The sequence below is a fragment of the Arthrobacter sp. KNU40 genome (assembly GCF_051515115.1).
In the GTDB taxonomy this organism is placed as follows: Bacteria; Actinomycetota; Actinomycetes; order Actinomycetales; family Micrococcaceae; genus Arthrobacter.
In genome coordinates this window covers 1,549,587-1,562,864 of record NZ_CP195850.1, presented here as the reverse complement: position 1 = coordinate 1,562,864, position 13,278 = coordinate 1,549,587, and the positions used below count along the sequence as shown (strand labels likewise).

The 13,278-nt window shown below is 61.1% G+C and carries 6 protein-coding genes and 2 rRNA genes; 2 read left to right on the top strand and 6 right to left on the bottom strand.

Annotation, left to right across the window (positions count from 1 at the left end):
* Nucleotides 1-100: 100 nt before the first annotated feature.
* The 4 genes from ACSKT0_RS07340 to ACSKT0_RS07325 all read right to left on the bottom strand — a co-directional run bounded on the left by ACSKT0_RS07340 (nucleotide 101) and on the right by ACSKT0_RS07325 (nucleotide 9,468).
* Nucleotides 101-3,238: ribosomal RNA gene (locus ACSKT0_RS07340) — 23S ribosomal RNA — on the bottom strand.
* 562 nt (nucleotides 3,239-3,800) lie between these two features.
* Nucleotides 3,801-5,323 (bottom strand): 16S ribosomal RNA (locus tag ACSKT0_RS07335).
* Together the 16S and 23S rRNA genes form the textbook arrangement of a ribosomal RNA operon.
* Before the next feature lie 561 nt (nucleotides 5,324-5,884).
* Nucleotides 5,885-7,195, bottom strand: a complete 1,311-nt coding sequence (gene tyrS / locus ACSKT0_RS07330) for a tyrosine--tRNA ligase (protein WP_437773158.1) — start codon at nucleotides 7,193-7,195, stop codon at nucleotides 5,885-5,887.
* A gap of 44 nt (nucleotides 7,196-7,239) precedes the next feature.
* Nucleotides 7,240-9,468 (bottom strand): AAA family ATPase, encoded by a 2,229-nt coding sequence (locus ACSKT0_RS07325; protein WP_437773157.1) that lies wholly within the window; start codon nucleotides 9,466-9,468, stop codon nucleotides 7,240-7,242.
* 158 nt (nucleotides 9,469-9,626) lie between these two features.
* Between ACSKT0_RS07325 and ACSKT0_RS07320 the strand changes: the two genes are divergently transcribed.
* The gene (locus ACSKT0_RS07320; RefSeq protein ID WP_437773156.1) at nucleotides 9,627-10,262 is read left to right on the top strand and encodes a GNAT family N-acetyltransferase; all 636 of its coding nucleotides are present in this window, start codon (nucleotides 9,627-9,629) and stop codon (nucleotides 10,260-10,262) included.
* Nucleotides 10,263-10,278: 16 nt separating this feature from the next.
* Here ACSKT0_RS07320 and ACSKT0_RS07315 read toward each other — a convergent pair whose 3' ends face one another.
* A complete protein-coding gene (locus tag ACSKT0_RS07315; protein WP_437773155.1) occupies nucleotides 10,279-10,929 on the bottom strand; it encodes a DNA-3-methyladenine glycosylase in 651 nt (216 codons plus the stop codon).
* 94 nt (nucleotides 10,930-11,023) lie between these two features.
* Here ACSKT0_RS07315 and ACSKT0_RS07310 point away from each other — a divergent pair, with 94 nt between their 5' ends.
* The gene (locus ACSKT0_RS07310) at nucleotides 11,024-12,589 is read left to right on the top strand and encodes an AlkA N-terminal domain-containing protein (protein ID WP_437773154.1); all 1,566 of its coding nucleotides are present in this window, start codon (nucleotides 11,024-11,026) and stop codon (nucleotides 12,587-12,589) included.
* Here ACSKT0_RS07310 and ACSKT0_RS07305 read toward each other — a convergent pair.
* Entirely contained in the window at nucleotides 12,495-13,232 is a 738-nt protein-coding gene (locus ACSKT0_RS07305) for a maleylpyruvate isomerase family mycothiol-dependent enzyme (protein WP_437773153.1), read from the bottom strand. The genes ACSKT0_RS07310 and ACSKT0_RS07305 overlap by 95 nt on opposite strands.
* Nucleotides 13,233-13,278 lie beyond the last annotated feature (46 nt).

Sequence of the window (13,278 nt, the reverse complement as noted above, 5' to 3'; positions counted from 1 at the left end):
TTACAACATTGTGGTGTTGTTGTTCAGTTGTTTGGTTCCTGGAGCAACGGGTTTGTTGTTCGGGAACCACATAGTGGACGCAAGCAGTGATCGTGTTTGTGTGGTGTAAGTTGTCGGCCTATTAGTACCGGTCAGCTTCAACAGTCTTTAGTCCTGTCTTCCACATCCGGCCTATCAACCCAGTGGTCTGGCTGGGGGCCTCTCACACACGAGGTGCATGGAAATCTCATCTTGAAGCGAGCTTCCCGCTTAGATGCTTTCAGCGGTTATCCCATCCGAACGTAGCTAATCAGCGGTGCACTTGGCAGTACAACTGACACACCAGAGGTTCGTCCGTCCCGGTCCTCTCGTACTAAGGACAGCCCTTCTCAAATTTCCTGCGCGCGCAGCGGATAGGGACCGAACTGTCTCACGACGTTCTAAACCCAGCTCGCGTACCGCTTTAATGGGCGAACAGCCCAACCCTTGGGACCTACTCCAGCCCCAGGATGCGACGAGCCGACATCGAGGTGCCAAACCATGCCGTCGATATGGACTCTTGGGCAAGATCAGCCTGTTATCCCCGAGGTACCTTTTATCCGTTGAGCGACGGCCATTCCACAATGTACCGCCGGATCACTAGTCCCGACTTTCGTCCCTGCTTGAGATGTCTCTCTCACAGTCAAGCTCCCTTGTGCACTTACACTCGACACCTGATTGCCAACCAGGCTGAGGGAACCTTTGGGCGCCTCCGTTACTTTTTAGGAGGCAACCGCCCCAGTTAAACTACCCATCAGGCACTGTCCCTGACCCGGATCACGGGCCGAAGTTAGATGTCCAAAGTGACCAGAGTGGTATTTCAACGATGACTCCACCCGAACTGGCGTCCGGGCTTCAACGTCTCCCACCTATCCTACACAAGCCACTCCGAACACCAATACCAAACTATAGTAAAGGTCTCGGGGTCTTTCCGTCCTGCTGCGCGTAACGAGCATCTTTACTCGTACTGCAATTTCGCCGAGTTTATGGTTGAGACAGCGGGGAAGTCGTTACTCCATTCGTGCAGGTCGGAACTTACCCGACAAGGAATTTCGCTACCTTAGGATGGTTATAGTTACCACCGCCGTTTACTGGGGCTTAAATTCTCAGCTTCGCCTTGCGGCTAACCGGTCCTCTTAACCTTCCAGCACCGGGCAGGAGTCAGTCCGTATACATCGTCTTGCGACTTCGCACGGACCTGTGTTTTTAGTAAACAGTCGCTTCCCCCTGGTCTCTGCGGCCCCGATCCCCTCCCACCAGCAAGTGGTGTTCAAGGTTGGGGCCCCCCTTCTCCCGAAGTTACGGGGGCATTTTGCCGAGTTCCTTAACCATAATTCTCTCGATCGCCTTGGTATTCTCTACCTGATCACCTGTGTCGGTTTGGGGTACGGGCGGCTGGAACCTCGCGCCGATGCTTTTCTAGGCAGCATAGGATCACCGGATCCCCCCATGACGGGGGTCCCATCAGATCTCAGGAACGTCATCAAAGACACAGCGACGGATTTGCCTATCGCTGACCCTACATCCTTAGACCGGGGCAACCATCGCCCGGCCCGGCTACCTTCCTGCGTCACACCTGTTAATACGCTTACCTCCCGGGATCAGGTCCCGCGCTCGGCCAAAACCCGCACACCACAAGGGTGATTGGGCAGGCTCCGGGCGGTTAGTATCCCCCGCTTGGCATGGGCGGTCCTTCGCCGGTACGGGAATATCAACCCGTTGTCCATCGACTACGCCTGTCGGCCTCGCCTTAGGTCCCGACTTACCCAGGGCAGATTAGCTTGACCCTGGAACCCTTGATCATTCGGCGGACGGGTTTCTCACCCGTCTTTCGCTACTCATGCCTGCATTCTCACTCGTGTAGGCTCCACCGCTGGTTTACACCGCGACTTCACCGCCCACACGACGCTCCCCTACCACTCCAGACGACTGAACCACGAAGGCTTGTCTACTATCTGAAATCCACAACTTCGGCGGTGTACTTGAGCCCCGCTACATTGTCGGCGCGGAATCACTTGACCAGTGAGCTATTACGCACTCTTTCAAGGATGGCTGCTTCTAAGCCAACCTCCTGGTTGTCTTCGCAACTCCACATCCTTTCCCACTTAGCACACGCTTAGGGGCCTTAGTTGGTGGTCTGGGCTGTTTCCCTCTCGACTATGAAGCTTATCCCCCACAGTCTCACTGCTGCGCTCTCACTTACCGGCATTCGGAGTTTGGCTGACGTCAGTAACCTTGTAGGGCCCATCGGCCATCCAGTAGCTCTACCTCCGGCAAGAAACACGCAACGCTGCACCTAAATGCATTTCGGGGAGAACCAGCTATCACGGAGTTTGATTGGCCTTTCACCCCTACCCACAGCTCATCCCCTCCATTTTCAACTGAAGTGGGTTCGGTCCTCCACGACGTCTTACCGTCGCTTCAACCTGGCCATGGGTAGATCACTCCGCTTCGGGTCTAGATCACGCCACTACACTCGCCCTATTCAGACTCGCTTTCGCTACGGCTACCCCACACGGGTTAACCTCGCGACGTAACACTAACTCGCAGGCTCATTCTTCAAAAGGCACGCCGTCACAACTACAAGGTTGCTCCGACGGATTGTAAGCACACGGTTTCAGGTACTGTTTCACTCCCCTCCCGGGGTACTTTTCACCTTTCCCTCACGGTACTGGTCCGCTATCGGTCATTAGGAAGTATTTAGGCTTATCAGGTGGTCCTGACAGATTCACACGGGATTTCTCGGGCCCCGTGCTACTTGGGATCCTCTCCAGGCGGCACACAACATTACGGTTACGGGGCTAACACCCTCTCCGGCCGGCCTTTCAAGACCGTTCACCTATGTCCATGCTCTCACCCCACCGGTCCGGCAGAACCAGTACGGAAAGTCCCACAACCCCGCCCATGCAACGCCCGCCGGCTATCACACATGGAACGGTTTAGCCTCATCCGCGTTCGCTCGCCACTACTAACGGAATCACTCTTGTTTTCTCTTCCTGCGGGTACTGAGATGTTTCACTTCCCCGCGTTCCCCCCACGCACCCTATGTGTTCAGATGCGGGTCACCAGATCACGCAAGCGCGTCTGGCGGGGTTTCCCCATTCGGACATCCTGGGATCACCGTTCGGTTATCAACTCCCCCAGGCTTATCGCAGATTCCTACGTCCTTCTTCGGCTCCTAATGCCAAGGCATCCACCGTGTGCCCTTAAAAACTTGACCACACAAGATCAAAAAACTTCTCGAGAGAACCACAGAAACCGCCACACCAAAGCATGGCCGGATCCAGGTTCATAAAAAGAAATTGCTGTATGACACGAACCAAACCCGAAGGCCGGCCCGTATCAGATGCTCGCGTCCACTATGTAGTTCTCAAACAACAACCCCGTACCACACCCCCCCGCACCCGGCCACCCCCGCCACCAAAGACGAAGAACAACCACGAACGCACGAAGACCATGCAGCCAGGAAACCAGAAACACACAAACCCGCACCACGGAAACCACGCAACCCTCACAGGCCACGCACCCCACGCCACGGCCCTGTTGCCTCAGGACCCAACAGTGTGCCAAACACGAAAACCGGCCACCCCCCACCCGCACCGTTCCAAGACACTCAAAGAGCATCCGTACTAGGGGCGGACAAGAACCAACCGGCCGCTATCTGCTGATATTCCACCCATGAGCACCCACCGCAGAACAGACGCCTGCGCAATGGGCTTTGCTTCCACACACCCCCCAACCAACCATGCGGCCGGACAGGGAGCGATAATGGTGCTCCTTAGAAAGGAGGTGATCCAGCCGCACCTTCCGGTACGGCTACCTTGTTACGACTTAGTCCCAATCGCCGGTCCCACCTTCGACGGCTCCCCCCACAAGGGTTAGGCCACCGGCTTCGGGTGTTACCAACTTTCGTGACTTGACGGGCGGTGTGTACAAGGCCCGGGAACGTATTCACCGCAGCGTTGCTGATCTGCGATTACTAGCGACTCCGACTTCATGGGGTCGAGTTGCAGACCCCAATCCGAACTGAGACCGGCTTTTTGGGATTAGCTCCACCTCACAGTATCGCAACCCTTTGTACCGGCCATTGTAGCATGCGTGAAGCCCAAGACATAAGGGGCATGATGATTTGACGTCGTCCCCACCTTCCTCCGAGTTGACCCCGGCAGTCTCCTATGAGTCCCCGCCATCACGCGCTGGCAACATAGAACGAGGGTTGCGCTCGTTGCGGGACTTAACCCAACATCTCACGACACGAGCTGACGACAACCATGCACCACCTGTAAACCGACCGCAAGCGGGGCACCTGTTTCCAGGCGTTACCGGTTCATGTCAAGCCTTGGTAAGGTTCTTCGCGTTGCATCGAATTAATCCGCATGCTCCGCCGCTTGTGCGGGCCCCCGTCAATTCCTTTGAGTTTTAGCCTTGCGGCCGTACTCCCCAGGCGGGGCACTTAATGCGTTAGCTACGGCGCGGAAAACGTGGAATGTCCCCCACACCTAGTGCCCAACGTTTACGGCATGGACTACCAGGGTATCTAATCCTGTTCGCTCCCCATGCTTTCGCTCCTCAGCGTCAGTTAATGCCCAGAGACCTGCCTTCGCCATCGGTGTTCCTCCTGATATCTGCGCATTTCACCGCTACACCAGGAATTCCAGTCTCCCCTACATCACTCTAGTCTGCCCGTACCCACTGCAGAACCGGAGTTGAGCCCCGGTCTTTCACAGCAGACGCGACAAACCGCCTACGAGCTCTTTACGCCCAATAATTCCGGATAACGCTTGCGCCCTACGTATTACCGCGGCTGCTGGCACGTAGTTAGCCGGCGCTTCTTCTGCAGGTACCGTCACTTTCGCTTCTTCCCTACTGAAAGAGGTTTACAACCCGAAGGCCGTCATCCCTCACGCGGCGTCGCTGCATCAGGCTTTCGCCCATTGTGCAATATTCCCCACTGCTGCCTCCCGTAGGAGTCTGGGCCGTGTCTCAGTCCCAGTGTGGCCGGTCACCCTCTCAGGCCGGCTACCCGTCGTCGCCTTGGTAGGCCATTACCCCACCAACAAGCTGATAGGCCGCGAGTCCATCCAAAACCGCAAAAGCTTTCCACCACCACCGCATGCGCGGAGCAGTCGTATCCGGTATTAGACCCAGTTTCCCAGGCTTATCCCAGAGTCAAGGGCAGGTTACTCACGTGTTACTCACCCGTTCGCCACTAATCCCCCCAGCAAGCTGGAGATCATCGTTCGACTTGCATGTGTTAAGCACGCCGCCAGCGTTCATCCTGAGCCAGGATCAAACTCTCCGTTGAAGTAAAACAAAAACAGACACAACCACAACCACCGGAAATAACGGCAGAAGAGCTGCACAAAATTTGAAACCAGCTGTAAAAAACCAGCCCCACGCCACCAAAGCGACACAGAACCAGCCAAAACAACCAATTCATATAAAATAAATCGGTATCAACAAACTTGGCACACTATTGAGTTCTCAAACAACAGACACAATTCGATTACTTCCCGGAACAAATTCAATTGAATTCGATGTTCCGCATTTCCTCGCTGCGATGTTTCTACTTTATTTCATTCATTTCCACTTTGCAAATCCAGGATTTCTCCGGAAATTCACCCAAATGGATCGAATTTCCCCACAGAGTCAATAAATCATCCGAGTCCCAGACTTTTCGTCTAAATCGGATGATTCACACTCAATGGGATTTTGTCGCAATTTATCCGCTTTAGCGGCAGCGACTCAGAAAACGATACACGCTCCTCCGGAGCCGCGCAAGTCGGCCCGGAGGAGCGTGCAATGGAGCATGCAACAGTCCGTCTGGCGCGCCCCCGCAGGAACACGCCCCGGAACTAAATAAGCGTCAGGCCGTCACTTCGACAGTGGCGAGATTCTTCTTCCCGCGGCGTAACAAAAGGTACCGGCCGTGAAGCAGTTCCGCCTGGTCGATCACGGCGTCGGGGTCGGTCACCTTGCTGTTGTTCACGTAGGCGCCGCCCTCCCCCACCGTGCGTCGGGCAGCGGACTTGCTCTCGGACAGTCCGGAAGCAACCAGGAGGTCGACGATGCCCAGGCCATCCGCGCCGATCGAGGCAGACGGCAGCTCGGCAGTTGCGGACGCCAAGGTCACTTCGTCCAGAACCGAGAGATCACCGTTGCCGAACAGCGCAGCCGAAGCAGCGATCACTTTCTCCGTTGCGTCGACTCCGTGAACCAACGAGGTGACTTCGTAGGCAAGCCTGCGCTGGCCCTCGCGTGCGAACGGACGCTCGGCGACAGCGGCTCCAAGCTCCTCAGTCTCGGCGCGGCTAAGGAAAGTGAAGACCTTGAGGCGGTCAACGACGTCGGCATCCGCGGTGTTGAGCCAGAACTGGTAGAAGGCGTAGGGGCTGCACATGTGGGCATCGAGCCAAATGGCGTTGCCTTCGCTCTTACCGAACTTGGTGCCGTCCGAGTTGGTGATGAGGGGCGTGCCGAGGGCGTGGACAACCTTCCCATCGACCTTGCGGATCAGCTCCGTCCCGCTCGTGAGGTTGCCCCACTGGTCCGAACCTCCGGTCTGCAGCACGCAACCGTAGTCGCGGTTGAGCTGGAGGTAATCCATGCCCTGCAGGATCTGGTAGCTGAACTCGGTGTAGCTGATGCCCTCGTCCGAGTTGAGGCGGGACGCAACGGCATCCTTGCGGAGCATGGTGCCCACGCGGAAGTGCTTGCCGATTTCGCGCAGGAAATCGATGGCACTCAGCGGCGCGGTCCAGTCAAGGTTGTTCACCATGCGTGCCGCGTTGTCTCCCTCGAAGCTGAGGAAGCGGCGGACCTGTGCCTGAAGGTAGCCGACCCACTCCGAAACGGTGTCCTTGGTGTTCAAGGTGCGTTCCGCCGTCGGGCGCGGATCGCCGATGAGGCCCGTGGAGCCACCCACCAGGCCGAGCGGCTTGTGGCCGGCCAACTGCAGGCGACGCATGAGCAGGAGCTGGACAAGGTTGCCAAGGTGCAGGGACGGAGCCGTGGGGTCGAAGCCACAGTAATACGTGATCGGGTCCCCTGCGAGGAGCTTTTCCAATTCCGTTTCATCAGTGGAAACGTGGATAAGGCCGCGCCATTTGAGCTCTTGCCAGATATTGGCAAAGCCCGGGTCGTTGTGTTGGGACTCGAGGTTGTTTACGTGTGACACGAGTTCTAAGTTAGCAGGATTGCCGTTCGTCTTGCTTGCATGGCTCAGCGTTCGATACCCGCGGGCAACGGCGCGGCGGTGATGAGGCGCAGCCGCTGCGTCGGACGGGTCATCGCGACGTAGAGATCGCCCACCTTCCCGTGTTCGTGGTTCAGCATGGCAGCAGGCTCAAGAACCACGACACCATCGAACTCGAGGCCCTTGGCTTCCTTGGGGCTGATGACCACGATGTCCTGGGAGTAGCTGCCCGCTCCGGTGCCCACACGGTGGCCATACACCCCGCGGAGGGCGGCTGCGGCGCGCGGCAGGAGGGCGCCGTCGGCGATCACCGCGAGGAGGCCGCCGTCGATCGCTTCCAGTTCTTCCGGAAGGACCTCAACGAGACGGTCCACCATCCCCGCTTCGTCCACACGGTCCACGATGGGCGACCATTTGCCTTCACGCACGGCTTTGGGAGCCGAAACAACCAGCCCCGCGCGGTTCGCCATGCGGACCGCCGCTTCCGCGATCTGCGAGGGGGTGCGGTAGTTGACGGTGAGTTCTTCGAGCTGCCAGCGGTCCCCGAACGACGGCGCGAGGGCACTTTGCCAGGAATTCGCACCGGCAGAGGAACTCGTCTGGGCGATGTCGCCGACGATCGTGAAGGACTTCAAGGGGCAGCGGCGGACCAAGAGCCGCCACTGCATGGGCGAGAGTTCCTGGGCTTCGTCAACCACGATGTGCCCGAACGCCCACGAACGGTCGCTCGTGGCCCGTTCCGCCGCTGTCAACCGCGTTTCGCGTTCCTGGTTCTGGTCCGCCAATTCCTCGGCCGTCATCAACACGTCGACCCCCATGGCCTCCATGTTGACCAGGGTCTGCTTGGCGTTGGCGATGTCGCGGGCACGATCATGCTCTTGCTGTGCCAGTCCCCTGCCGGCGGCGGGATCCAGCTCGCCGAGGAGCTCAGCGGCCTCGTCGAGCAGCGGAATATCGGCTTCGGTCCACGGCGCATCCGCGGGGCGAAGAAGTAGCGCACGCTGTGCCGGTGTGAGATGCGGGGTGCAGGCTTCCAGGATGGCTGGCTTGCTGAAGAGCTCGGACACGAGCTTCTCGGGCGTCATCGGCATCCAGCACAGGTTCAGGACGATCCTGACGTCGCGTGCCGAACGGACGTCTTCGGCGAGATAGGAACGGTCGGCGTTGTTGCCGATATTCGATTCCTCGACAATCTCCGTCAGCTGCTCCGTGAGTTCGCGCAGCAGAATCTTCACGAACGTCACGCGGGCTTCGTTGTGCGGCTTGCCGGTAGCGCGTGCCCTGTCCCGGGCGCGGCGGACTTGCCGCACGGACAGTGTGAGCTTGCGGGAATCGACCTCGAGGATGCGGTCCTCGGCGGGAGTCCGCTGGCGGTTGGCTACGGCGTTGGCAATCACGTCGGCCATGTTCAGCTTGCCCTTGAGCGCTGCGACGTCGGGATCCTGTTCCGGGACGGCATGGATTCCGGGCATGAGGCGGCCCAGGCTCGCCATGACGACGCCGGTCTCGCCGAGGGAAGGCAGGACCCGCTCGATGTAGTGCATGAACGACGAGGAAGGCCCGACGAGCAGCACGCCCGCGGACTTCAGGCGGTCACGGTGGGTGTACAGCAGGTAGGCGGCGCGGTGGAGCGCGACGGCCGTCTTTCCGGTACCGGGACCGCCTTGGACGACCAAGGCACCCGACATGGACGAACGGATGATCCGGTCCTGCTCGGACTGGATGGTGCCGACGATGTCCGACATGCGGCCGGTGCGCTTGGAATTCAGGGCGGCAAGGAGTGCGCCCTCACCCTGGAGCGAGGCGTTGTCCGCCAGCATGCTGGCATCCAGGACATCGTCTTCGATCGCCTTGACCTCGCGGCCTTGCAGGATCAGGTGACGACGACGGCGGACGCCCTGCCGGTCGAAGGCGGTCGCCTGGTAGAAGTGGCCGGCTTCCGGGGCGCGCCAGTCGACCATAAGCCGCTGGAGGTCCGCGGTGGACAGTCCGATGCGGCCGATGTACTGCGCCTCCCCGGTGTCCAGGTCGAGGCGCCCGAACACGAGACGGTCGTCGACGGCGTCGAGCTGGGCGAGGCGGTCCTCGTACAGTGCCGCGAAGGCGTCCCTTTCGGAAACGTTCTGCATGGTTCCCACCGCTCCGGCGCGCCGGACCTGCGCCAGCTGTTGGCGCTTTTCCTCCCGCAGCTCATCCAGGCGCGAGTAGAGACCGGCCACGTACTCCCGCTCGTGGATCAAATCAGCGTCGTGCATCGAAACGTTCCCCTATCGAAAAAGACGGACCGTCCATTCTACAGCGGTTTTGCTTGACGTGCGTGAAACTGCCCGCACGCCGGTGCGTCATACAATGTTCACCCGCCGCTAACCCCCTGAGCTTTTCCATCCGCACCCAGTGGTGCTTAAATGCTGCAATGCAGCACGACGTTGCCCTTACGCGACACGGCATCAGCCTGGTCCCACTCTCCCCTGCACATGCCGGTCCGCTCTTCGATTTCGTGGACTCCGGGATGTGGTCCGGCATGGCCGCCGAGCAGCCCTTGAGCGCGGCGGAACTGGCCGAACTCTTCACAGCCCGCCTCGAAGATCCGGCAACCATTCCATTCGCGGTCGTCGAGCAGCGGACCGGCGCGCTGCTCGGAACCACCTCGCTGTGCGAGTACAGTCCCCGCCAGCAGCGCCTGGAAATCGGCGGCACATTTTACGGGCGCCCGTTCTGGGGTAGCCATGTCAATCCCGCCGCGAAGCAACTGCTGCTGGCCTACTCCTTCGATGTGCTGGACGTCCACCGGGTTGCCTTCCGCTGCGATGCCCGGAATACCCGCAGCGCCTCGGCCATTCAGCGGCTCGGGGCCAGCTACGAGGGCACGCTGCGCGGGCACCGTTTCGCTCCCGACGGCAGCCGTTGCGATACCGCCGTTTTCTCGATCCTGCGCGATGAGTGGCCCCACGTGCGCGAGTCATTGCTCGGCCGCCTGGCGCCCTTCGAAGTGCCCGACAACCACTGCGTGTATGTCGCCGAACCGACCCGGACCGAACACGCCGCCTGAGGATCCCCGGAGGCCTCTAGACGGCGCGGCTCCTGCCCGGCTTGTAGCGGGACACCGTCGGATCCCCGGAAAGCCAGAACCGCCACGGGTAGTCGGCGGAACCGCCGTCGCCGGATACTCCTACGCGGAGACCACTCGCGACTGCTGATGGCGCAGCCGGGGTAACCGGAAGTTCGAGGCCGAACGGCTCGGCCAAGGCATCGCGGCCGCTGTCCGCCGTGGTCAGCCCCATTGCGGAGGCGAGTCGCGCCGGCCCGCTGGCGAGGTCGCTCAGGGACTTCGACGCCGGACGCCGGGACTGCGCCAAGGCGTGCCCGGCCACCACCTCCCCTGCCCGCAACAGCAGCGCGGACGCAACGCCGTCGGGACCGCAGACAATGTTGGCGCAATAGTGCATGCCATACGTGAAGTAGACGTAGAGGTGGCCTGCCGGACCGAACATGGGTGCGTTGCGGGCGGTGGGGCCGCCAAAGGTGTGGGAGCCAGGATCGGGTTGACCCGAGCCCCGCGGACCCAGATACGCTTCCACCTCGCTGAGCCGGACGGATACCGTGCCCTCGGGCGTCCGGTGGCTCAGCACTGCGCCGAGGAGCAAAGGAGCAACGTCCCGCGGATCTCCGGAAAGAATGGCCCGGATGGCCTCCGTGGATTGGCTCTGCGTTGTCATGCCCAGACCCTAGCAAAATCCATCAGCTCGATCCGCCGCCGGCAATGTCCGATTTCCGCTAGGAAGAGCCTGCCGATGCTGAAAGGATGAAGCCATGGACTTTTGGCAGCGCTACCGCGCTATCGACGCGCGGGATCCCCGGTTCGACGGCCAGTTCTTCACCGCCGTCCGTTCGACGGGCATCTACTGCCGGCCGTCGTGCCCGGCACGGACACCCAAGGCAGAAAACGTGACCTTCTACGAAACCTCGGCGGCGGCGCACGAGGCCGGGTACAGGGCGTGCAAACGCTGCCTCCCGGAGGCGGTTCCTGGCACGCCTGCGTGGAACCTGCGCTCGGACATCGCCGGGAGGGCGATGCGGCTCATCAACGACGGCGCGCTCTCCCGGGTCGGCGTCGAAGGACTCGCCACCAGGCTGGGCTATTCCTCCCGCCAGCTCAACAGGATCCTCAGTCATGAACTTGGCGCCGGGCCGCTGTCCCTGGCGCGGGCCAGCCGGGCGCAGACGGCCAGGACGCTCCTGGTCTCCACCTCGATGAAACTCTCGGATGTGGCTTTCGCTGCCGGATTCAACAGTGTCCGCCAGTTCAACGACACCATCAACGAAGTCTTCGCCCTGACACCGACGGCGTTCCGGGCCACCGCGAAGCCCATTGGCCATCACGGCAGACAGGGCGAGGCTACCTCTCTGACCCTCAACCTCCCGTACCGGGAGCCGTTCGACACAGGGATTTTCGATTTCCTCGCGGCCCGCGCGGTTCCCGGCGTCGAGCTGGCGAACTCCAGCAGCTATACGCGGGCCCTCCGCTTGCCCCGCGGCAATGCGGCGTTCACCGTGGAGTACGACGCCGGGGCGCGCGGCGGCGCCCTGACCCTCGCCGTCAGCACCCTCGATCTCCACGATCTTCCCGTGCTCCTCAGCCGGGTGCGGCGATTGTTCGATCTCGACGCCGATCCCGTCGCCGTGGACGAGGCGTTGGGTTCCGATGCCAGGCTCGGCCCGTCAGTTCGCGATACGCCCGGGATCAGGGTTCCGGGTGCCGTGGATCCCCAAGAGCTGCTGATCCGGGCGATGATCGGCCAGCAAATCACCGTAGCCGCCGCCCGCACGGCGCTGACCCAACTTTCCGACGCCGGAACCCGCCTGCCGGAAGGCCACGCAGGACACGCACTGGGCCTGGATCGTCTGTTTCCCACGGTTGAGGAGATCGCCGGCTCGGGCCGGGAACTACTGAAGGGCCCACAGCGCCGCATAGACTCCGTGCTGGCCGCAGCAGCAGCGATGGCCTGCGGGGAGCTCGACTTCGACTATGGCGACGACCCCCAAACACTGGCCGACAAGCTATTGCCGCTTCCCGGCGTCGGACCATGGACCGTGGGCTACGTGGCGATGAGGGTCATCGGCGACCCGGATGTTTTCCTCGCCAACGATGCAGCGGTTCGGAACGGCCTCAAGAATCTAGCGGCCGCGGAAGGCCTGCCTGCCGATTTCCGCAACGTGAGCCCGTGGCGTTCCTACGCCACGATGCACCTGTGGCGGGCAGCGGCAAGCAAGCGCGCCAGCGCTAGTGCGCCGCGGGAACGCTCGATGGCCACGGGAGAAGCTCCGGCAAGTCAACACCGTCCGCGTCAGCAGAGGCGCGCAGGCTCCCCAGGGTAGGCGTGCGCCCGGCGAGCCAGGCGGCGATATCGGTGATCATGCCGTTGATCGCGACGGACTGCCGGCCCGAGCCAATGACAAGCTGCGGCAGGCCCAGGGGCTGGAGTACGAATTTCTGGTCGGCCGGCACTCGGGCGGAGAGGAAATCGAAGAGATGCTCGCAGAATTGCCGGCTCCAGGCCTCCGGGCCGCGGCCGACTCCCAGATCCGTGACGTGGATGACCAGTTCGCGCCAGAGCGCCAGGCCGCCGTCGAGCACTGTTCCATTCCGGAAGCTGATCCGGGTGTTCCAGCCGGACTCCACGAGACCGTCGAAGGCCCTCAGGGCCCGGGCGAGGGCCGCTTCCGTGGCCGCACGGTGTTGAGCGAGGCTGTGGCTCGCAGCCAGCTCAATGGCCTTCGTACGGCCCTCGTAGCCGCCGTCGTAGATGTCGATGGTCTCGCCGCGCGCGGCGTATTCCAGCTGGCGGGCCATGGCATTGGAGATGCCGGCAATGTGCGCCAGCACGTGGCCGCGGGTCCACCCGGGCAGCTCAGAGGGAGCTGCAACATCGGCGTCGTCGAGTTTGGCGACAACGTCGGTGACAGTGCCGGCTGCTTTGTGGAGCTCGGCAAGAAGCGCTGAGGTAGTGATCTCGGTCATAGCGCCATAGTATCCGACAGAGTTAACGGCTGTTAACGAGGATTAA